This is a genomic window from Consotaella salsifontis (assembly GCF_900167365.1).
GTDB classification, from domain to species: domain Bacteria; phylum Pseudomonadota; class Alphaproteobacteria; order Rhizobiales; family Rhizobiaceae; genus Consotaella; species Consotaella salsifontis.
On sequence record NZ_FUXL01000009.1, the window covers coordinates 91,539 to 112,590 of the forward strand.

The window sequence follows — 21,052 nt, forward strand, 5'->3', positions numbered from 1 at the left end:
CAATAAGTTTCTTCGTCTGAAAATTATCTTCAGAACTTTCCTTCAGATGTTGCGGTCGCTGACGCTTTCGGCGGTTTCCTTGATCGTCTTCAGTCGTCCTGGATCCAGCTTGGTGATGGTGTTCGCCAGGGCATCCACGATGAGGAGCTGGCTGATCTTGGAGGGAAACGCCCCGCCTGTCAGCGGCGTCTCGGGCGAAGAGGCAAGAAGCTTGAAATCGCAGATCGCCGCCAGCGGGCTCTTCGTTCGGTTGGTGATCGCCACCAGCCGGGCGCCCCGCCCGTGGGCGCTCTCGGCCACGCGCAAGGTGTCGATGGTCGATCCCGAGCTCGAGATCAGGATATAGAGGTCGTCGGCCGACGCGGAGACGGAGGTCATCGTGGCCAGATGGGCGTCGCGCGGGCTGTGGGCATGGATGCCGAGGCGGGAGAGCTTGTATTCCAGGTATTGCGCGGTGATCGCGGAGGCCGCCACGCCGAAGATCTCGACATGGCGCGCCGACATGAGAAGCGCGGACACCGCCTCGATGGTCTTACGGTCGAGCAGGCGTTCCGTTTCCTGAAGCGCGGTCTGGGCGGTTTCGACGAGTTCCTGGACGATGTCGCCGGGGGTGCCGCTCGGCGCGGGCTGCTGGAGCGTCGCCAGCTCATGGGCGAGCGCCAGCTTGAAGTTCTGAAATCCGTGATACCCGAGCTCCCGGCAGAAGCGGATCACGCTCGCTTCGGAGGACTCGGCCTCGTCCGCCAGCTCCGTGATGCTCTTGTAGAGAACCGCGTGGGGATCGGCGAGGACGAAGGAGGCGACCCGCTCGAGGGCGCGCGTCATGGTGGGCGCATGGGAGCGGATGCGCGCGATGAGGGGAGGCTGCGAATGGACGTCCACGGCGTGGTCCTGAAGCGGTTGGGCCTCCACGCCGTACATGCGGCCCATCTTCCCGGCAAGCCGGCCATCGGCCCGATGGGCCGGCGTGCGGGGCGGGAGAGGACTTCGCTTCTTCATGGCGCCTGGATGTGCCCGGATGAAGAGGAACGCTACCATGACGACAGCGGGCATTGCCATCCTGCGCGTCCACGTCGCAGCGCGATCATGCTCAAGCGGGACGAGAAGGGAACGGGCGGGCGCCGCCGCCCGTCGAGGAGCATCGGACGATCCCCGATGGCCGTGAGCGCGAAAGCATGGATGCTCCGCGCTCGCCGGCTTTCGTTCATGCCGGCCGCGGGGCGGGCGCTGCTGCCGCCGCAAACTCGCGATAGGAGTGAAGCGGCCGGCCGAGCATCGCCGTAAGCCGTTCGACATCACCCGGCTCGGGCAACATGCCGTCGCTGACATACCGTTCGGCCATCAGACGCATCTCGTACGCCATCCATTTCGGCATGAAGCCCGCCATGGTCTGCTCGAACCCGCTGGGGTCGTCGCCGCCATAGGCGATGGGCCGGCCGAGAACCTGCGACCAGATGTTCGCCACGTCCTCGCCGGTCAGCGTATCGGGACCGACGAGGTTGATCGTCTCGATCGGGAGCTTGCCCGGCGCCTGGTCGCGCCGGATCAATTCGATGGCGGCGACCTCGGCGATATCGCGTGCATCGACCATCGCGACGCCCTTGCTGCCGATCGGCATCGGATAGACCCCGTGCTCGAGCACCACGTCCTTGATCATCGCCTCGTTGTCGATGAAGTAGGACGGGCGCAGGATGGTGGCGCTGAAGTCCATCATCTCCAGCATCCTTTCCGCGCCGAGCTTCACGGCGAAGTGGGGCACGTTCACGGAGCGGTCGGCGTGCAGAACCGACTGGTAGACCACCCGCTCCACCCCGGCGTCGCGAGCGACGTTGAGGGTGATGATGGCCTGGGTGTATTCGTCGCCCGACACGGCGTTCAGGAGAAACAGCGTTCTGATGCCGGTGAAGGCCCTGCGCAGCGCGTCGAGGTCCAGGAGCTCGCCTTGCGCCACCTCCACGCCCGCCGGAAAATTCGCCTTGGACGGATCGCGGGTGAGGACGCGCACGGCGGCGCCGCGAGAGACGAGCTGGTCGACGACGTGGCGCCCGACACGGCCGGTCGCGCCGATCACGAGAATGGTCATTTGATTGCCTCCTTGGTGCAAACTTGCTGACAGGAGGGAGAATGAGTGATCTACCTGTGCGTCGATAGCCGCGATATCTGGACGGACCGTCCCACGGGTGAAACACATGGATCTTCTCGCGCTCTCCGACTTCAACCTCGTCGCCAAACATGGCGGGTTCGGCCGCGCCGCCCGCGCGGCACGGCGGCCGAAGGCGACGCTGTCGCGGCGTGTCGCCGAGCTGGAGGCAGCGCTTGGGCTACGACTCTTCGAGCGCGGTGGGCGGGAGATCAAACTCACCCAGGAGGGCAAGGCGCTTTACGAACGAACCGCGGCATTGCTGACCGAGATCGACGAAACGGCGGCGATGATCACGTCGGGCGGCGATCGTCCAAAGGGCAAATTGCGGATCAGCGTGCCGCTCCTCTTCGCGCAGACGGCAATGGGAAAGCTGGCGGCCCAGTTCTCGCTGCTCTTCCCTCAGATCCGGCTGGAGATCAGCGCAGAGGATCGCGAGGTGGACATGATCGAGGAGGGCTACGACCTCATCATCCGCGTCAATCCCGCGCCCGATACCAGTCTTGTCGGACGTGCCTTCCTCCGGGATCGGCTGGTCGTCGTCGCAAGCCCGGATGTGCCGCGTCCAGACGAGGGCGAGGCGGTCAACGCTCTGGTTCGCGGCGCGCTCGAGCCCGCGCGATCCTGGACCATCGCCACCGACGCCGGTCCGCTGGTCTTGGACGCCATCCCCGTGCTCAGCCTGTCGTCGATGATCATGCTGCGGGACGCGGCCCGGGCCGGAGCCGGCGTCGCGCAGCTCCCCATCTCGCTGGTCAGCCGCGACATCGCAACCGGGGCATTGGTCCGGTGGGGAGACGTGGAAGGCTCCGACATCGCGCTTTGGGCGCTCTACCCGTCACGACGACTGTTGAGCTCGCGCGTCTCCGCCTTCCTGAAATTCCTGCAGCAATCCTTTCCGCAAGGCGCGCCCGAGGATCTGGCCAGCTTCCTGTCGAGTTGACGCTGGGAACATCGACGCCGCCCTCCTGCGCGCGAACGCGCTTCCTTGATCGATCGTGGCCCATCGGATCATGTTCTAGCGAAGTAGCGTGTCGGCGTGGTTCCGAGAGCCTTCTTGAACATCACGATGAACGCCGTTGGCGATTCATAGCCCAGGTCGCTCGAGACCTTTTGCACCGTGGCGCCGCTGGCGAGTTCACGCAGCGCGACAATGAGGTGAAGTTGCCGCCGCCATTGGCCGAACGTCAGCCCGGTCTCGCGCACGATCAGCCGCTTCAAGGATCGCTCGCTCATGGCGACGTGTTCAGCCCATTCGCGCAGGGTGCGACGGTCGCTCGGGTCGATAGCCAACGCGGCGGCGATCACGGCGATCTTGGGATGACCGGACACGGGCAGCTCCAGCCCGCCGCCCGGCATGAGCGCCAGCTCGTCCAGCAACACCCGCACAAGCCGGCCGACATGATCATCCGGAGAATATCGCTCCGGCGAGTCCGCCAGGCGCAGGATCATCTCGCGGAGCATCGGCGACACGGACAGCGCGCAACACTTCCGCGGCAGCTCCACCGCGTCTGGCTCGACGAACAGATAGGACAGGCGCGCGTTGGGCGTGGCTCGGTTGCTGTGCGGCACCTCGCCTGGAATCCACACTGCGAAACCCGGCGGCACGATCCACAGCGCGTCGGCGGCCGTGCATGTGACAGCGCCGTGCAAGGCCAGGATAAGCTGCCCTTGCCGATGCTGGTGAAAAGGCACCTCGGCTTCATACTCACTAAAATCGACGCGCAGCGCCCTCGCCGGCCCATCCAATTGGCAGGGATCAAAGTCGTCGCTGCACGGACGAGGCTTCGTTTGCGATTGGCCCGATTTTGAGATCATATGGCATTATCTCCAAATACAGGCGCAGCGCAATCCGCTACCGCTGGTGATCGACAAACGATGGAGATCGCCATGCGAATTGCTGTTGTCGGCGCGACCGGACGGATCGGCGCCAAGCTCACACGAACCCTGCTTGCTCAAGGTCATCAGGTGAAGGCGCTGTCGAGGGGTGGCCCCGCCCTCGAGGCTCTGGTTCGGGACGGCGCCGAGCCATTTGTCGGAAGCTTCGACACGGGGGCCGGAGACCTCGGCAGGTTTTTCGAGGATGCCGATGCGGCGTTCCTGATGGTCAAGACCGACTGGAACAATATCGAGGGACATTATCCGGCGGTTGCGCAGCGCTTCGTGGATGCGCTCCGGCCCTCCCCCGTCAAGCGGGCCGTCAGCCTGTCGGCGATGGGGTCCGAAGTGGACGGGAAGACCGGCCACTTCGAGGTGTTTCACCATCTCGACCAAAAGCTCAACGAGCTGGGCGCCGTCGACCTCGTCCATCTTCGGGCAGCCTGGTTCATGGAGAACACCCTGGCCTGGACAGGCTCCGTCGCGAAGTATGGGCGTCTCGCATGGTATTTCGAGCCGGATCTGAAGACGCCCTGGGTGGCGACGGACGACATTGCCGACCTCGCGGCCAGGGAATTGACCGGCCCCACCCGTGGGCATCGCGCGTTCCTGGAAGTCGGCTCGGAAGATCTGACCATGCGCGAACTCGCCGCGATCATCGGTCGCGAGATCGGCAAGCCGGTGGAATACCGCTTCGTCGATCGATCGCGGAAGGACGTCGAGGACGAATTCCTCAAGAGGTTCGGCACGCCCGAACAATGGCTGGACGACACCCGGACTGCCGACGCCCTGAACCGCGGCGTGGTGCGCTTCCACGGGGGAGACGGCGTGCGCCCTGCCCTTCCGACCACCATGGAGGCTTTAATCCGAACGGTCTGGAAGCCGCGCTACCTCGAGGCGCTCACCAACGGCAATGAGCCCGAAACATTTCCAATGTGGTGCGCCCGGTAAAAAGGCGGCGAACGGACCCTGAATTAGCGGTCAGCTTGCCGTCTCGCCCGCCTCCCGCCCTTCGCTCGCCAACCAGTCGACGAAGGTGGCGAGGATCGGGATCTGTGCTGCGTGCTCGGGAACGAGCGCGACATAGCCGGTTCGGCGTACGCGGATCTTTGGCAACGGCATCGCGAGCTTGCCGGCGGCGACGTCGATCAACAGCATCGGCATGGGGCCGATGCCGATGCCGAGCCCGTCCTCGACGGCCTGCCGCGTCACGAAGAAATGGTCGAAGACCTGACGGGGATGGCCGATCAGATGGGGCAATCCCGCCGCTTCCAGCCAGTCGATCCAGTCGCCCGGGCGCGTCTCGCTCGCCAGCAGCACATGTCCCTCGATATCCTCGGCCCGCTCGATCGGGCGGCGTTCGAGCAGAGCGGGGCTGGCGATCAGCGTGTCGACATCCTCGAGGACCGGCACCGCGCGGTGTCCCGGCCACGCCCCTTCGCGCGCCACGCCACGGCGGATCGCGACATCGAAGCCGCCGCGCAGATCCTCGAGGACGGTCGAGACCGTCCCGACCTCGACCTCGACCTGCGGGTGGTCCGCGTGAAAGCGGCCCAGCCGGGGGATGAGCCACCGCATGGCGAAGCTCGTCGGCGCGCTGACGCGAAGGATGCGGCGCGTCGCCGGCCGGCCGCAGGCCTCGGCGGCGCGGCTGATCCGGTCGAAGGCATGGGCGACCTCGTCGGCGAACATCGCGGCGATGGGCGTCGCAACCATGCGGCGGCCATCCTTGCGGAACAGCTTCTGCCCGAGCCAAGCCTCCAGGGCAGCGATTTGCCGGCTAACCGCACCATGAGTGAGGCCAAGCTCCGCCGCCGCGGCCGCATAGCTACCCGTTCGGGCGGCGACCTCGAAGACTCGCAAGGCATTGAGAGGCGGTAACTGGCGCATCAATCCTTGAATAAAGCTCACGGGTATCGTGAGCAAGCGGCCTCTGGCTCCAAAAACCTCTCGGGTCTATGCGTGGGGCAGGACCGGAGGCTGCCCTTGGACATTGCGCGCGATCGCGAAACCCATGATGAGACGTGGCTTGCATCCGGGCGGGACAAGTCGCGCAATCTTTGGGCGGCCTGCATCGTTCACGCCCTGCACGACGGCTATACCGACAGCCTCTACGCCTTTCTGCCGATCTGGCAGACGCAGTTCCAACTGTCCTATGCCGGCCTCGCGGTCATCCGCTCGCTCTACTATGCCACGATGGGCGGCCTGCAGATTCCGGCCAACCGGCTGCTGCGGCACTTGAAGCCGTGCGCGGCTCTCGCCATCGCGACGCTGGTCGCGGCGGCCGGCTTCCTCATCATGGCTCTGCCGCTCGGCTTCACCGGCTTGTGCGTCGGTCTCGTCATCGCCGGATTCGGATCGAGCATTCAGCACCCCCGCGGATCAATGCTCGTCGCCGAGACCTATGGCGAGGCATCGCGCCGGCCGCTGGGCATCTACAACTTCTCCGGCGATCTCGGCAAAGCCGTTCTCCCGGCATTCGCCGCGCTGCTTCTTCCGCTCCTTGCATGGCGGCCGATCCTCGCGCTCATGGCGCTGGTCGGACTGGGTACAACCGGCGCGCTCATGGTGCTTGCGCCCACCGTCGCGAGCCGCAGCCGGCTCCGGGAAGAGCGCTCTCACGCTGGTCACGCACGGAGGCGAGGCTTCGTCCTTTTGACCGTGATCGGCGGTCTCGATACGGCGACCCGCATGGGATATCTCCTCTTCCTGCCCTTTCTTGTTCAGGAGCGGGACGGCGGCTCGGCCTCGGTCGGCGTCGCCCTTGCGCTGCTCTTTGTCGGTGGAGCGTTGGGCAAGGTGACGTCCACCTGGCTGAGCGAGCGGCTTGGCGTCGTCGGAAGCGTCGTCGCGACCGAGGCAGCGACCGCGCTTCTGATCGGCCTCACCCTCTTCACGCCGCTCGGCGCTACGCTGGTCGTACTGTTTCCGCTCGGCGTCTTCCTCAACGGGACGTCGTCGATCCTCTACGGCACCGTCCCGGAACTTGCGACCGGCGATGCCAGCCACGCATTTGCGATCTTTTATACGAGCGTCATTGGATCGGGTGGTATCGCTCCCATCCTCTACGGCGCCATCGCCGATCACAGCAGTCAGTTCACGGGGGTCGTGGCCTCCGCACTGACCGCCGCGGCGGTCATTCCCATGGTCCTCGCCCTGCGGCCCGCGCTGGATCGAAAGGCTTGAACCGGATTTTCATGGAGATTGGAACATGGCTGGAGAACGCACGATACGGAAAGGGCAGTGCCATTGCGGCGCCGTCCGTTTCGAGGCCGAGCTCGTCGACGACCTCAACACGATCCGCCGGTGCACCTGCTCCTATTGCCGGATGCGGGGCGCGGTGGTCGTCTCCGCAGTGACGGGCGGCGTCAGGGTCCTTGAGGGCGCGGAAGTCCTGACCAGCTACCGGTTCAACACCAGGACCGCCGAACACTTCTTCTGTTCGCGCTGTGGCATCTACACGCACCATCAGCGACGCTCCGACCCGCTTCAGTACGGCGTCAACGTGGCGTGTCTGGAGGGCCTGAGTCCGTTCGACTTCGAAGCGGTGCCGGTCGTGGACGGCGTGCGGCATCCGAACGATACGGGCCAGCCCGCGCGCCAGGCCGGCATTCTGCGCTTCATCCCCACCGACGAAACCGCGAACCAGTAAACGACGCTTCCCGATGAACGAGACGCGTTCACCGGGAGGCGCCCGCCCCTCCATGCCCCGCAATGACGGACAGGAACGCCGGGCCGTAGCGGTCGAGCTTGGCTTCGCCGACGCCAGGAACCTTCGCCATCTCGGCCCGCGAGGTGGGCCGCGCCGCCGCCAATTCGGCCAGCGTCTTGTCGTGAAAGATCACGTAGGGCGGTACATTCTGCGTGCGCGCGATCTCCAGGCGCTTCTGCCGCAGCATCTGGAACAGGTTCTGATCCGCCTCAGGCACGGCCGCCTGCGCCGCGCTGCGCTCCACCTTGCCGCGCCGCGCGCGGCGGGGGGCCGGCACCCGCAGCATGAGCGTCGGCTTGTCGCGCAGAAAGTCCCGGCCCGCCGGCGCGATCGACAGGCCGCCATGGCCAGCAAGGTCGACATCGACGAGGCGCAACGCGATCAGCTGGCGCAGGATCGCCCGCCACATCCGGCTGTCGTGCTCGGTGCCGATGCCGAAGGTGGAAATCTTGTCGTGGCCGAACTGGGCGATGCGTTCGTTGTCGGCGCCGAGCAGCACGTCGACGATATAGGCCTGCCCGAAGCGCTCGCCGGTGCGGTAGATGCAGGACAGCGCCTTCTGCGCCGCGATCGCGCCGTCGAAGAGTTCCGGCGGCTCGGCGCAGGTGTCGCAATTGCCGCACGGCTCGCAATGGTCGCCGAAATAGCCGAGCAACACCTGGCGACGACAGCTTGCCGTCTCGGAAAGCCCCAGGAGCGCGTCGAGCTTCTGGCGTTCCGTGCGCTTGCGCTCCTCGGGCGCGTCGGATTCCTCGATGAAGCGGGCGCGCAGCGCGATATCCTCGGCGCCGTAGAGCATCAGCGCTTCTGCCGGGAGGCCATCGCGACCGGCGCGCCCGGTTTCCTGGTAATAGGCCTCGATGCTTGCCGGCAGGTCGAGATGCGCGACAAAGCGCACGTCGGGCTTGTCGATGCCCATGCCGAAGGCGATGGTGGCGACCATGATCACCGCCTCGCCATGCTGGAAGCGCTGCTGGTTGGCCTCACGGGCGGCCTTGTCCATGCCGGCATGATAGCTGAGCGCGTCGTACCCCTCGGCGCGGAGCCAGGCCGCCGTTTCGTCGGTCTTGCGCTTGGACAGGCAGTAGACGATGCCGCTCTCGCTGTCATGGCGCCTGAGGAAGTCCTTCAGCTGGGCGCGCGGATTGTCCTTTTCGGCGATGGCGTAGCGGATGTTCGGGCGGTCGAAGCCGGCGATGAAGGCGTCGGCCTCGGCAATCTCGAGATGCGCCAGGATTTCCGCACGGGTCGGCTCGTCGGCGGTCGCCGTCAGCGCCATGCGCGGCGTGTCGGGAAACTGGCGGACGAGGACGTCGAGTTGGCGGTAGGAGGGGCGGAAGTCGTGGCCCCATTGCGACAGGCAGTGGGCCTCGTCGATGGCGATCAGCGACAGCCGCGCCCGGGAGAGCCTTTCGAGGACGCCTTCACGCAGAAGCGTCTCCGGCGCGACATAGAGAAGGTCGAGCGCCCCTGCCCCGATGTCTCGCCACAAAGCGCGCCGCTCGTCGGGCGGCAGATCGGAATTCAGAGCGGCCGCCCTTACGCCGGCCTGGCGCAGCGCGGCCACCTGGTCCGCCATCAGCGCAAGCAGCGGCGAGACGACCAGCCCCATGCCGGGTCGGGCAATGGCGGGGATCTGGTAGCACAGCGACTTGCCGCCGCCCGTCGGCATCAGCACGAAGGCGTTGTGACCAGAAATCACATGCTCGACGATCCACGCCTGCGGCCCCCGAAACGCATCGTAGCCATAAACGGTCTTAAGGATTTCGAGGGCGCTGGCGGGCATCTAGGATCGCATAAAGAATCGCGGGGGGGCCTCCATAGCATCTTTGGGAGGTGGCCGATCGGAATTCCCTTAACCGGACGCGAGGCTGTGCCCAAAGGCGAGTCCACCAATGCGCCTCGATTATTTGGATTCGCCGGCTAACGGTGGTCTGTGATTCGGCTGCCTGAAATCGTCGGGCCGCCCCCTCTTTCGGTGAGGCGAAGCCAGTTTCCATGCGCAAACGCGGTGCGGTCCGCTTCGTCCAACCCGCAGTCCGCCAGAAAACGCCGCGCGTCGCAGCCCGGACGATACTGGTAGGGATAATCGGTGGAGAAGAGGAGCCTATCGGCTCCGACGATCGCCGCCGCTCTCGCCAGATATTCCGGCGAGAACATCCCGCTGGCCGTGACATAGAGGTTGCGGCGCAGATAAGTCGCGACTGGATGCTCAAGCCCTGAAAAGCGGTCCAGTACCGCCAAGCGTTCAGCGTAAAAGAGCACGACCTCGCCCCAGTGACCGAGGATCACCTGCAATCCGGGAAGCCGGTCGAACGTCCCGCTCAGCACCAGACGCAGGAACTGGATGCCCGCGTCATAATGCCAGCCGAGGCCGAACATGGAGAATGCGGCATCGATCTCCGCCGAGAAGCCGGAATAGTAGGCGGCTCGAACCTCCGGGGCCGGCGTGCGGGGATGGAGAAGCAGGGGAACGCCCAACGCGGCTGCGCTTTCGAACATGGGACGAAGATCCGGATGATCGAGATTTCGATGCCCTACCCGGCCACACAGGACCGCGCCCTTGAAGCCAAGGCTTAGAACGCAGCGCTCCAGCTCCAGCGCGGCCTCGTCCGGCATCGCCACCGGCAGCGTCGCCAACGCCTCCAGACGATCGGGCCGCCGCGCTATTGCCTCCGCCACCATGTCGTTGGCGCGCTTCGCAAGGCCGACGCTCTCCACCCCCAGGTCATGCAGGGCGGGCGTCGTCAGCGACAGCACCTGGACGTCGAGCCCGGTCTCGTCCATCAGCGCGATTCGCTCGTCGGCAAGGTCGAGCAGGCGCCGTTCGATCCCCCCCGAGTGGATGGAAACGCTGGGATCTGCCGACGCCAGGTCGATGGCATTCCAGGCGTCGCGCACCTCTGCCGTCAGAGTGTGTTCCTCGATGCCGATCAGTTTCATAGGTCGCGCTCCGATTTTCGAACGATCACCACGGCACGCTCTCGCCGGACTGATCAATGACGCGCAGCCTACCGCGCTTCGTGGAAGCGGTTCATCTGGCTGCCCTTTGCCTCCAATTATGCAGCGGCCCTGAAGATGCACCAGACGCATCATGCTCAAAGTGTTGTTGCGTGAAACGCTATGCATGGCGGAAGGCTGCGGTATGATCGCGCCATGACCCCCATCGACCTCAATCTGCTGACGGCACTCGATATCCTGCTCAATGAGCGCAGCGTGACGTCTGCCGCCAAGCGGCTCGGGCTTAGCCCTTCCGCCATGAGCCGAACGCTGGCGCGGCTGCGGGTCGCGACAGGCGACCCTCTATTGGTGCGGGCGGGGCGCACACTGGTTCCAACTCCGCATGCCGAGCAATTGGCGACGCGCGTCCATCTCCTCGCTCGCGACGCGCGTTCGGTGCTGACACCGCCGACAGAGGGGCTCGACCTGACTTCTCTCGACCGAACCTTCACGATCCGCGCCAACGAAGGCTTCGTGTCACTGTTTGCCGCCGCGATTGTCACGGCGATTACACGCGAGGCGCCGCATGTCCGGTTCCGCTTTGCTCCGAAGCCCGACAAGGACGCGACACCGTTGCGGGAGGGAACGATCGACCTGGAAGTCGGCACAACCGGCGCCTCCGCCCCGGAGATGCGTAGCTTGCTGATCTTGCGCGATCGCTTCATCGGCGCCGCCCGGCTCGGGCATCCCTTGCTTCAGCGGCCGATGACGCCGCAACGGTACGCCGATTGCGGTCATGTCGTCGCATCGCGCCGGGGTTCATGGACAGGTCCGGTCGATGAGGCGCTGCACGACATCGGGGTGACGCGCAGGGTCGTCACGATCGTGCCGGGTTTCCTGGATGCAATGTCGATTGCACGTCAGTCCGACCTCGTCGCCCTCGTGCCGCGCTCCTGCCTTCGCGACGGGCAAGTGGCTGCGCAAGGCCTGAAAGGGTTCGATCTTCCCGTCCCCACTCCCGAGCTGACGATCAGCCTCATGTGGCACCCGCGCCTTGACGCAGACCCGGCTCACCGATGGTTTCGGCAGAAAATCGCCGAGCTCTGCCGGACGACTCCCTAGAACAATCCACCCGCCCAGCCCGTTGCCGGCCTCGATGATGTCGCAGTGGTGGGTCAACCGATCGACTATGGTCGCAGCGGTCGCCGGCCTCGTCAGCGGTCGTTCAGGTGGCAGGCGCTGCGGTGGTCCGCCGCCACGTCTCGCAGGGCGGGCTTTTCCATTTTGCACCGGTCGAAAGCATTCGGGCAGCGCGGATGGAACGGACAGCCCGGCGGCGGCGCCAGCGGGCTCGGCAACTCTCCCTTCAGGGCGGTGTAGGCGCGCTTCTGCGTCTCGATCCGGGGGATCTCCTCCAGCAGCGCCTGCGTGTAGGGATGGTTAGGCCGGGAGAATATCTCCTCCACCGTCGCCTCCTCGACGATCCGGCCGAGATACATGATGGCGACCCGGTCGGAGAGATGCTCGACGACACCGAGATCGTGGCTGATGAACAGGTAGGTCAGGTCGAGCTGCTCACGCAGGTCCATGAACAGATTGAGGATCTGCGCCTGGATTGAGACGTCGAGCGCCGCCACGGCCTCATCGCACACCAGGAATTCCGGCTGCACGGCCAGGGCGCGGGCGATGCCGATGCGCTGGCGCTGGCCGCCGCTGAACTGATGCGGAAAGCGGCTCTTGAAGCTTGGGTCTAGACCGGCGCGGCGCAGCTGTTCGTCCACATAGGCGCCCTCGTCCCCCTCGATCAGATGGTGGATGCGGGGCGCCTCGCCGACAATCTCGGCGACCGAGGCGCGCGGATTGAGCGAGGCGAACGGATTCTGGAAGATCATCTGGATGCGCAGCTTGGCGGCGCGCCGTTCCCGCGGCGAAAGCTCGGACAGCCGGCGGCCCCGCCACAGGACCTCGCCCGAGGACGGCGGCATGATGCCGGCGATGATGCGCCCGAGCGTGGACTTGCCGCAGCCCGACTCTCCGACCAGACCCAGCACCTCGCCTTTTCGCACCGTGAGGTCGACCGAATCGACGGCGTGCACGATGGTGGGTTTGGACTTGGCCCCGCCGAAACGCTCGGCGAAACGGGCCAGGGCGCTTGGCGGTGTGCCGAACGTCCTGGAGACCCCGCGCAGCGTGATCACCGGCTGGCGATTCGCGACGGTTGGCTCGAGAACCTCGGGAGCGAGCGCTTGTTCGACCATCAGGCATCCTCTCTGCACGGATGAAAACAGCGATGGACATGCCCGTGCCGAGCGAACAGGCCAGGTTCGCGGCGGCAGGCCTCGTCGGCGTGGTCGCAGCGGGTGCGGAAGGCGCAGCCTTCCGGAAGGTCCAGCAGATTGGGCGTCATGCCGTGGATCTGGCGCAGCCGTTCGCCGCGCCGGTTCCGGCTCGGCAGCGAGCCGATCAGGCCCGCAGTATAGGGGTGCCGCGGCGCGTTGATGACCTCGGCGACCGGGCCCGCTTCGACGATGCGGCCGGCATACATAACGGCGACCTCGTCGGCCATGCCGGAGACCACCGACAGATCGTGGCTGATCCAGATCACCGCCGTATTGGTGTCGCGCGTGAGCTTCTGCACCTCCGCGAGGATCTGGGCCTGGATGGTGACGTCGAGCGCCGTCGTAGGCTCGTCGGCGATGATCAGGTCCGGCTGGTTCAGCAGCGCGGTGGCGATCGCCACGCGCTGCCGCATGCCGCCGGAGAACTGGTGCGGATAGGCCTTGAGACGCTCCTCCGGGCTCGGGATGCCGACCTTGCCCAGGGCGTCGCGGGCGCGGGCGCGGGCCTCGGCGATCGGAACCCGCTCGTGCGCCTGGATCGCCTCGATCATCTGGGTGTCGATGCGCAGCACGGGATTGAGCGTCATCATCGGATCCTGGAAGATCATCGCGATGTGCCGGCCGCGCAGCCGCCGCATCTCCTCCAGCGAGGCGCCGGTCAGTTCCTGGCCCTTGAAGCTTATCTCGCCGCCGACGATCCGGCCAGGCGGCTCGATCAGCCGGACGATGGAAAAGCCGGTGACGGATTTTCCGGAGCCGCTCTCGCCAACCAGGCCGAGTACCTGGCCGGCTCTCAGATCGAACGACAGGCCGTCCACGGCTTTGACTTCGCCGGCCGGCGTGGCGAAATAGGTCTTCAGGTCGCGCACCGAGAGGATCGCGCCTCGCCGCGACGAAGCGGCGACCCCGGCTGTCTGCTCGAGCACCGCCGTCATGCCTGGCTCCGCGGGTTCAGGACGTCGCGAAGCTGATCGCCGACGAGATTGATGGATACAATCATGACGAGTAGCGCGACGCCGGGATAGAAGCTGATCCAGTACTCGCCGGACAGCATGTACTCATAGCCGTTGGCGATCAGCAGCCCGAGGCTCGGTTCGGTGACCGGGACGCCGAGGCCGAGGAAGGAGAGGGTTGCCTCCAGGGTGATCGCCCGGGCGATCTGAACCGTCGCGATGACGATCAGCGGCGGCAGGCAATTGGGCAGCAGATGGCGGAAAAGAATGCGCCAGGTTGGGATCGCCAGGCACTCGGCGGCTTCGATGTATTCCTTGCGTCGCTCGATGAGGGCGCCGCTGCGCGCGGTGCGGGCATAGGCGGCCCACTCCACGATGACCAGGGCGAGAACGACGTTGGTCACGCCCTTGCCGAGGAAGGCCAGGATCATCAGCGCGACGAGGATCGAGGGAAAGGACAGCTGGAGATCGACGATGCGCATGATGATGCTCTCGATCCAGCCGCCGACATAGGCGGCGATCAGCCCCAGCGCCGAGCCGACGGCTGCCGCCGCCATGGCCGACAGGAAGCCGACGAGCAGGGAGATGCGCAGGCCGTAGAGGATGGCAGAGAGCATGTCGCGGCCCTGCGAGTCCGTCCCCAACGTGAACACCATGCTGCCGTCCATCGACCCGGCGCCCGGAGCGAGCCGTCCGTCCATGATGCTGAGCTGCATCAGATCGTAGGGGTCCTGCGGCGCGATGGCTGGCGCCAGGATCGCCAACAGGATGACGATCGCCAGCGCGAGCAGGCCGAGTACGGCCAGCTTGGAGCGCGTGAATTCGCGAAGGACGCGGCGCAGCGGCGTCTCCACGGCGGGCCGGCGTTCGGCGGTGGTTTCGATGGTCATGGTCATCGTTCAGCCCCCGCTCTCGAGACGGACGCGCGGGTCGAGCACCGTATAGAGAAAGTCCACGATCAGGTTGATGGTCGTGAAGAAGATCACGATGATCACCAGGTAGGCCACGATCATCGGCCGATCGAGCGAGTTGATGCTGTCGATGATCAGCTTGCCCATGCCCGGCCATGCGAAGATGGTCTCGGTCACCACCGCGAAGGCGATCAACGACCCGAACTCGAGGCCGATGACGGTGATGATCGGGATCAGGATGTTCTTCAGGACATGGACCGAGATGATCCGGCGCTCGGTCAATCCCTTGGCGCGGGCGAACTTGATGTATTCCTGCGGCATCACCTCGCGGACGCCGGCGCGGGTGAGGCGGATCACCAGGGATATCTTGAACAGCGCCAGGTTGAGGGCCGGCAGGATCAGGTGACGCAGACCATCCGCCGTCAGGAACGACCACCGGACGCCGAGCACGTCCACCGTCTCGCCGCGCCCGCCGCTCGGCAGCCAGCCGAGTTGGACCGCGAACAGCATGATCATCATCAGGCCCACCCAGAAGGTGGGCAGCGAAAACCCGAGAATGCTGCCCGCCATGATGCTGCGGGACAGCAGGCCGTGCGGCCTGAGACCGGCATAGAGCCCGAGCGGAATGCCGAAGAGGATGGCGAGAATGAGGGCGCTGAAGGCCAGTTCGAACGTCGCCGGCATCCGCTGAAGGATGACCTTCAGGGCCGGCTCGCCGAACACGAAGCTGGTGCCGAGATCACCGTGCAGGGCGTTGCCGATGAAGCTGAGATACTGCTTCCAGAGCGGCTGATCGAGGCCGAGCGCGGTGACGATACGCAGCCGTTCGACCTGATCGGCGTCGGGCGGCACGAGGATGTCGGCCGGGTTGCCGATGACACTGACGCCGACGAACACGATGATCGTCATGGCGAAGACGATCAACAGGGCTCCGAACAGGCGCTTGATGAACCAGAAGGGCATGGATGATCTTCCTGCGTACCGCCTCGACCCTTTCCCTCAAGCCGCTGCAAATTCCTTCGGAACGGAAGGCATGATCTCCGGCGGCAGCGGACAGCGATAGGGCTGGCCGTTGGTGCGCTGCGCCCACTCCGCCTTGGCGTCGCTCAGCAATTCCGGAGTTTCGCAGGCCCGCAGCGCCGTCAGCGCCAAAGCCTTGGCCGCGTGGACCATCGCCTTGTGGGCGCCAGGGCTCTTTCCCTGCGCCACCACCTGCCAAGTGTGGACCGGCGTGCCGATCGCCCAGCACGGCGTCCAGACCTGCGCGGTCGGCACGGTCCAGCTCACGTCGCCCACGTCGGTGGAGCCGGCGCGGAAGTGCGAATGCCCGTCGAAAGCGAGCAGGCCTCGATGCAGCGGGCTGTCCCGGTCGAGACTGTTGAGAAGCGCGTCGCCCTGGACTTTGTAGAGCTTGTAGCTGCTGCGGATGGCCTCATCGCTGAGCGTCGCGCGGATCGCCTGGGCGAACTCCAGATCCGCGTCGTCGAACGGAACCGGTCCGAGGTCCTTCATCGTGGCGTGGAGCGCCGTCTCCAGTGCGTGGTTGGGCAGCAGGTTGGAGGTGGCGCGATCGAAGGTGATGGCAACCTCGGTGTCGGTCATCATCGCCGCGCCCTTGGCGATCCGGTCGATCCGCTCGCGGAGCGCGATGGCACCCGGCAGTTCGGGGCTGCGGATGTAGTAGAAGGCCTCAGCCTGGGCCTGGACGACGTTTGGCGCCGCGCCACCCGGGTCGGTGATCGCATAGTGCACGCGGGCGTCGCTCGGCATGTGCTCGCGCAGAAAGTTCACCCCGACGTTCATCAACTCCAGCGCGTCGAGCGCGCTGCGGCCGAGGTGCGGTGCGTTGGAGGCGTGCGCGGCCGTGCCCTTGAAGCGATAGTAGATACCCAGGACCGACAGGTTCGTCGTCGACCGCACACCGCAGAACGGCGCGGGATGCCAGGTGAAGGCGGCGTCGACGTCGTCGAAGCATCCTTCCCGCGCCATGAAGGTCTTGCCCGAGCCGCCTTCCTCGGCGGGGCAGGCATAATAGCGCACGGTGCCGGCGATGCCCTTGTTGTCGAGGTGGCGCGCCAGGGCGGTCGCCGCCAGCATGGCGCCGACACCCAGCAGGTTATGGCCGCAGCCGTGGCCGCTGCCGCCCGGCTCCAGCGCCTCCTCGGCCGCCACGCCGGCCTTCTGGCTCAAGCCCGCCAGGGCGTCGAACTCGCCGAGAAAGGCGATGACCGGACCGCCCTCGCCACGTTCGGCGACGAAGGCGGTCGGCATGCCGGCCAGGTTCCGCGTCAGGCGGAAGCCGTGGCGCTCCAGCAGCGCGGCCTGGGCCGCACTGGATCTGGCCTCGCAAAAGCGAAGCTCTGCGAAGTCCCAGATGCTGTCGCTCACCGCGGCGAAGGCCGGCGTCAAGTCGTCGATAAGGGCAGTCAGATCGTTCATCCGTTCATCCACTGGAAGCTGGGTTCTCGCCGAGGCGGCGTTGGAGAAGGCGGCGGCGCCTACTCCGCGGCTGGCTCGATGTTGGTGGCCATGGTGTACATGTCACCGCGCGGCTTCAGCGTGAGCCCGTCGCGCACACCCCAGGCGCCCTTCAGGAAGAAGATCGGCACGATGGCGACGTCGTCGATCGCGGTCTTGGCGGCCTGCTGCAGGAGTTCCTGGCGCTGGTCGTCGTCGACCGTCGAGGTCGCCTTCTTGATCAACGCGTTCAGCTCCGGGTTGTCGTAGCCGCCGGCGTTGTTGCGGCCGGTTCCGGCGACCGGGTCCCATTTCGCCGCGAGCACGTCCAAGGCGTTGCTGGAAAGACCGGCAGCGCTGCCGAAAATCGCGAGGTAGCTGCTGAACTGCGGGTTTTCGCCCGTCGCCTTCGACCAGAACACCGAGGAGGGCATGGTCTCGACCTTGGTGTGGATGCCGACCGCTGTCAGCATCTGGGCGATCGCCTGGCAGGTCTGGACGTCGCCGGTGAAGCGGTCGTTCAGGCAATGGATGGTCAGTCCGAACCCGTCGGGATAGCCGGCCTCCTCCAGGAGCTTGCGCGACTGATCCGGATCGTAGCTGGCCGGTAACAGGTCGGGATTGTGGCCGTCGAACCCGTCCGGCGTGAACTGCCCGGCCGGCTCGGCCCCGCCGCCCATGATGCGCTCGGCCAAGCCGTCGCGGTTGATCGCATGGGTGACCGCCTGGCGCACCTTGAGGTCGTTGAAGGGGTTCTTGGTGACAGGCTTGCCGTCGATATCGGTGACGAAGGGCGGGTTGTCGCGTCGGTCGATCGTCATGTAGTGCAGAAAGACCGACGTGCCGGAGACAATCTTGGCCCGACCGCTGTTGTTGACGCGCTGGAAGAGCGAGGCCGGAATGGCGTCGGCCACGTCGACATCACCCGACAGGAGGGCGGCGGTGCGGGCGCTGTCGTCGGTGATGAAGCGGAATTTCACATGATCCCACGGGGCCGGATCGCCGCGGTAGGTATCGCTGCGCTCCAGCGTGACGTCCTGACCGGGCGTCCAGCGGACCCAACGATAGGGACCCGTTCCGATGGCGGCCGGTCCGCCGTTGAAGTCGTCGGAGGACGCGCCCTCCACCGCGTGCTTGGCGACGATGGCGATTGTCGCCAGATTGGCCGGCAGTTCCGGCGAGGGAACCTTGGTGGTGATCCGCACGGCGTGGTCGCCGCTTGCCTCCACCGATGCCACGTCCGCCACATAGGCGTGGAAGGTGCGCACTCCCTCGATGGTCTGGGCGCGGTGGATGGAGAAAATCACGTCCTCGGGCGTCAGCGGCGTTCCGTCCTGGAACTTGACGTCATCGCGGAGCTGGAACTCCCAGGTCGTCGGGTTGATCACCTTCCAGGATGTGGCGAGGTCGGGAACCGGACGCAGGTTGTTGTCCTGGGCGACCAGCGCCTCGTAGACATGCAGCTGCATATTGCGGTTCGGCGAATACAGAAGATGCGGATCGGCGCCGGTGATCGGCGCCTTGATGGCGACCGTCAGGTCTTCGGCAAGGGCCGGCGTGACCGACTGCGTCAAGCCGGCCGCTGCCAGCAGACACCCCAAGGCAAGCGCAGCCTGCAAGCGTATGGTCATCATGCTTCTCCTGAGTTGTGAACGCTCTCCAGGCAGAGCGCCGGATCGATGATCTTCCGCGACAGGATCGCTCCCCCCGTCCTGGTCAGATCAGTCTGCATAGGATTGTACAGCGGTCAATAGAGGTTCACTGTGCGGAAAACATAAATCTGCAGTTTCGACCGATCAATGATCGACCAAAATGTCTATTTTGGCATCATCCTGTCGATTAATGCACCATCTCCGCACTTTTCTGTCACCTCTCGACATAGTTCAGTCTTCTATTGCTGCGGCGCGTGAACTCAAATAGAATCGAATCGGTTTGCACAACGAAACTGTCCGTGTTCGGATCGGGGAGCCCGATGACCGAGCCGTGGAAAGGTCGATGCCGATGCCCGATGCCGTCTCTCGTGCGCTCTGTGAGCAAGTTTCCGCCGATCTCATGATGGAGGCCCTGGGCGAGCTTCAGCATTGGGTGAAGCTCTCCGGATCGGCGGAGGAGCTCACCAGTCTCGAACTCGTCCGCAAGCGGATCGAAACCTACGGCTACCGCACCGAAATCATTCTCCACGACGCGATGATCAGTCTGCCCGGCGCCGCGCGGCTGGAGACCGGCGGCCGCACCTGGACATGCATCACCCACTCGCACGCTCGACCGACGCCGGCCGGCGGACTGACCGCGCCGCTCGTCGACGTCGGCGAGGGAAGCCAGGCCGATTTCGACGCCGCCGACGTGCGGGGTCGCGTCGTGCTGGTCGCCGGCCTGGCCAGCCCGGCGGTGACCGCCCGGGCATCGGCGGCGGGGGCGGCCGGACAGATCCACTTCACGCGCGACGGCCACATCCACGAGATGTGTGTATCGCCGGTCTGGGGCAGCCCGTCGGTTGAAACCGTCGACCGGCTGCCCTGCACGGTCGTCGTCACGGTGGGCCTGGACGACGGCGAAGAGCTCCGCGCCATGCTGCGGGACGGGCGCCTGAGCGAGGTCACGCTGTTTGCCGAGGTCGATACCGGCTGGCGCAAAACGCCGATCCTAATCGCCGAGATGGAGGCGCCGGAGGCGCCGGAGGACGCGCCCTTCGTGTTGTTTTCGGGCCACCACGACACCTGGTACTACGGCGTGATGGACAACGGCGCCGCCAACGCCACCATGCTGGAGGTGGCCCGGCTGATGGCCTCGCGGCACGCCGACTGGAAGCGCGGCCTTCGCTTTGCCTTCTGGTCCGGCCATTCGCATGGCCGCTACTCGGGATCGGCCTGGTATGCCGACCACCATTGGGACGAGCTGGAGCGGCGCTGCGTCGCCCATGTCAACGTCGACTCGACCGGCGGCCGCGACGCCAACATCCTGACCGGCTCGGGATGCGCCGCCGAGCTGCGCCAGGTGGCGATCGACGCGATCCGCGATCAGGCGGGCCAGACCTACAAGGGCAAACGCTTCGGCCGGCAGGGCGACGAGTCGTTCTGGGGCGTCGGCGTGCCATCGATTTTCAACAGCATCAGCCATCATGCCCAGAACGTCGGGGCCGAGCCGGGCGCGATGAAGCTCGGCTGGTGGTGGCACACGCCGCAGGACACGCTCGACAAGATCGACGCTCAGAACCTGGTGCGCGACACCAGGATCTTCGTCCAGGTCGTCTCCAGGCTTCTTTTCTCGCCGGTCCTGCCGCTCGACTACCGGGCCCATGCCGCCGATCTGAGGAGCGTGCTGTCGGGCCTCGGCGAGGAGCTCGGGGATCGGTTCGACATGAGCGAGCTGATGGCGCGGCTCGACGAGTTCTCGGTGCTTGCGGAGCGGACAGCGGCGACGGCGGAGCGGAGCGCTTCGTCGGAACAGGCCGAGCGGCTGAATCGGGCGCTGCTGCGGACCTCGCGCGCGCTCGTGCCGATGGATTACACGCAAGGCGATCGCTTCGTGCACGACCCGGCGCTGGCCCAGGCGGCCTGGCCGGTACTGCAGCCGTTGCGCGCCCTGGCCCGGAGCGCGCCGGAGGGCGCCGAGGCCGCCCTTTGCTATGTCAGCGCCCGGCGCGCGGCCAATCGCATGGCGCATGCGCTGCGCTCCGCCTGCGAGACGCTGGCGGGCTGCTGACGCCGACGCCGAAAGGCGGC

The 21,052-nt window shown here is 66.0% G+C and carries 18 protein-coding genes; 6 read left to right on the forward strand and 12 right to left on the reverse strand.

Annotation, left to right across the window (positions count from 1 at the left end; genetic code table 11):
• Window positions 1-42 precede the first annotated feature (42 nt).
• Together B5D38_RS13855 and B5D38_RS13860 are read right to left on the reverse strand one after the other, a co-directional pair.
• On the reverse strand, window positions 43-1,053 hold the full coding sequence (locus B5D38_RS13855) for a MurR/RpiR family transcriptional regulator (RefSeq protein WP_245319226.1): 1,011 nt from the start codon (window positions 1,051-1,053) through the stop codon (window positions 43-45).
• 151 nt (window positions 1,054-1,204) lie between these two features.
• A complete protein-coding gene (locus tag B5D38_RS13860; RefSeq protein ID WP_078709025.1) occupies window positions 1,205-2,083 on the reverse strand; it encodes an SDR family oxidoreductase in 879 nt (292 codons plus the stop codon).
• Window positions 2,084-2,189: 106 nt separating this feature from the next.
• Here B5D38_RS13860 and B5D38_RS13865 point away from each other — a divergent pair, with 106 nt between their 5' ends.
• Window positions 2,190-3,083 carry a LysR family transcriptional regulator gene (locus B5D38_RS13865; RefSeq protein ID WP_078709026.1) on the forward strand — a complete coding sequence of 298 codons (894 nt, stop codon included), beginning with the start codon at window positions 2,190-2,192 and terminating at the stop codon, window positions 3,081-3,083.
• Window positions 3,084-3,151: 68 nt separating this feature from the next.
• Here the strand turns inward: B5D38_RS13865 and B5D38_RS13870 are convergent, their stop codons facing one another.
• Entirely contained in the window at window positions 3,152-3,958 is an 807-nt protein-coding gene (locus B5D38_RS13870; RefSeq protein WP_078709027.1) for an AraC family transcriptional regulator, read from the reverse strand.
• A 72-nt stretch (window positions 3,959-4,030) separates the two neighbouring features.
• Between B5D38_RS13870 and B5D38_RS13875 the strand changes: the two genes are divergently transcribed.
• The gene (locus tag B5D38_RS13875) at window positions 4,031-4,969 is read left to right on the forward strand and encodes an NmrA family NAD(P)-binding protein (RefSeq protein ID WP_078709109.1); all 939 of its coding nucleotides are present in this window, start codon (window positions 4,031-4,033) and stop codon (window positions 4,967-4,969) included.
• Window positions 4,970-4,999: 30 nt separating this feature from the next.
• Here the strand turns inward: B5D38_RS13875 and B5D38_RS13880 are convergent, their stop codons facing one another.
• The gene (locus B5D38_RS13880; RefSeq protein ID WP_078709028.1) at window positions 5,000-5,908 is read right to left on the reverse strand and encodes a LysR substrate-binding domain-containing protein; all 909 of its coding nucleotides are present in this window, start codon (window positions 5,906-5,908) and stop codon (window positions 5,000-5,002) included.
• A 96-nt stretch (window positions 5,909-6,004) separates the two neighbouring features.
• Between B5D38_RS13880 and B5D38_RS13885 the strand changes: the two genes are divergently transcribed.
• Together B5D38_RS13885 and B5D38_RS13890 are read left to right on the forward strand one after the other, a co-directional pair.
• Window positions 6,005-7,204, forward strand: coding sequence for an MFS transporter (locus B5D38_RS13885; RefSeq protein WP_078709029.1), 1,200 nt, complete (start codon window positions 6,005-6,007; stop codon window positions 7,202-7,204).
• A 25-nt stretch (window positions 7,205-7,229) separates the two neighbouring features.
• Window positions 7,230-7,670, forward strand: coding sequence for a GFA family protein (locus B5D38_RS13890; protein ID WP_078709030.1), 441 nt, complete (start codon window positions 7,230-7,232; stop codon window positions 7,668-7,670).
• A 28-nt stretch (window positions 7,671-7,698) separates the two neighbouring features.
• On the opposite strand, the gene recQ is transcribed toward B5D38_RS13890, so the two are convergent.
• Window positions 7,699-9,516 carry a DNA helicase RecQ gene (gene recQ, locus B5D38_RS13895; protein ID WP_078709031.1) on the reverse strand — a complete coding sequence of 606 codons (1,818 nt, stop codon included), beginning with the start codon at window positions 9,514-9,516 and terminating at the stop codon, window positions 7,699-7,701.
• 137 nt (window positions 9,517-9,653) lie between these two features.
• Window positions 9,654-10,673, reverse strand: a complete 1,020-nt coding sequence (locus B5D38_RS13900) for an amidohydrolase family protein (protein WP_078709032.1) — start codon at window positions 10,671-10,673, stop codon at window positions 9,654-9,656.
• A gap of 213 nt (window positions 10,674-10,886) precedes the next feature.
• Here B5D38_RS13900 and B5D38_RS13905 point away from each other — a divergent pair, with 213 nt between their 5' ends.
• Window positions 10,887-11,792 (forward strand): LysR family transcriptional regulator, encoded by a 906-nt coding sequence (locus tag B5D38_RS13905; RefSeq protein ID WP_078709110.1) that lies wholly within the window; start codon window positions 10,887-10,889, stop codon window positions 11,790-11,792.
• A gap of 92 nt (window positions 11,793-11,884) precedes the next feature.
• On the opposite strand, the gene B5D38_RS13910 is transcribed toward B5D38_RS13905, so the two are convergent.
• Genes B5D38_RS13910 through B5D38_RS13935 form a run of 6 tightly spaced genes read right to left on the reverse strand, consistent with a single transcriptional unit; the run spans window position 11,885 to window position 18,961 of the window.
• Complete coding sequence (locus tag B5D38_RS13910) at window positions 11,885-12,928, reverse strand: ABC transporter ATP-binding protein (protein ID WP_078709033.1); 1,044 nt, start codon at window positions 12,926-12,928, stop codon at window positions 11,885-11,887.
• Window positions 12,928-13,944, reverse strand: coding sequence for an ABC transporter ATP-binding protein (locus B5D38_RS13915; protein WP_078709034.1), 1,017 nt, complete (start codon window positions 13,942-13,944; stop codon window positions 12,928-12,930). The genes B5D38_RS13910 and B5D38_RS13915 overlap by 1 nt, the downstream gene beginning before the upstream one ends.
• Window positions 13,941-14,852, reverse strand: coding sequence for an ABC transporter permease (locus B5D38_RS13920; RefSeq protein ID WP_078709035.1), 912 nt, complete (start codon window positions 14,850-14,852; stop codon window positions 13,941-13,943). Before B5D38_RS13920 ends, B5D38_RS13915 begins: the two co-directional genes overlap by 4 nt.
• A 9-nt stretch (window positions 14,853-14,861) precedes the next feature.
• Window positions 14,862-15,836, reverse strand: coding sequence for an ABC transporter permease (locus tag B5D38_RS13925; RefSeq protein WP_078709036.1), 975 nt, complete (start codon window positions 15,834-15,836; stop codon window positions 14,862-14,864).
• 36 nt (window positions 15,837-15,872) lie between these two features.
• On the reverse strand, window positions 15,873-17,312 hold the full coding sequence (locus tag B5D38_RS13930) for a M20 family metallopeptidase (RefSeq protein ID WP_078709037.1): 1,440 nt from the start codon (window positions 17,310-17,312) through the stop codon (window positions 15,873-15,875).
• Between the two features lie 59 nt (window positions 17,313-17,371).
• Window positions 17,372-18,961: an ABC transporter substrate-binding protein gene (locus tag B5D38_RS13935; protein ID WP_165690867.1), complete on the reverse strand. Its 1,590-nt coding sequence runs from the start codon at window positions 18,959-18,961 to the stop codon at window positions 17,372-17,374.
• 364 nt (window positions 18,962-19,325) lie between these two features.
• On the opposite strand from B5D38_RS13935, the gene B5D38_RS13940 reads away from it, so the two are divergent.
• A complete protein-coding gene (locus B5D38_RS13940; protein ID WP_245319227.1) occupies window positions 19,326-21,032 on the forward strand; it encodes a M28 family peptidase in 1,707 nt (568 codons plus the stop codon).
• Window positions 21,033-21,052 lie beyond the last annotated feature (20 nt).